Origin of the sequence: Mammaliicoccus sp. G-M28, from assembly GCF_022386595.1 — a bacterium.
GTDB lineage: Bacteria > Bacillota > Bacilli > Staphylococcales > Staphylococcaceae > Mammaliicoccus > Mammaliicoccus fleurettii.
Genome location: NZ_JAJNIF010000051.1, coordinates 1 through 249, shown reverse-complemented (window position 1 = coordinate 249; position 249 = coordinate 1). Strand labels below are relative to the sequence as shown.

Sequence of the window (249 nt, the reverse complement as noted above, 5' to 3'; positions counted from 1 at the left end):
GCGATTATTAAGCTTGAATTTCGTTAGAAATTCACTCGGTTTATTGCTTGGTAAAATCTATTTGCTTACTTATCTAGTTTTCAATGTGCAATGATGAATGTTAAATAAACATTCAAAACTGAATACAATATGTCTCCGTTATTCCATGACCTAATGGTCATTCCGTAATATCCTTAGAAAGGAGGTGATCCAGCCGCACCTTCCGATACGGCTACCTTGTTACGACTTCACCCCAATCATTTGTCCCAC

Annotated in this window: 1 rRNA gene; it reads right to left on the bottom strand. The window is 37.3% G+C overall.

Annotation, left to right across the window (positions count from 1 at the left end):
- Positions 1-177: 177 nt before the first annotated feature.
- Positions 178-249, bottom strand: a 16S ribosomal RNA gene (locus LQ609_RS12650); the annotation flags it as partial.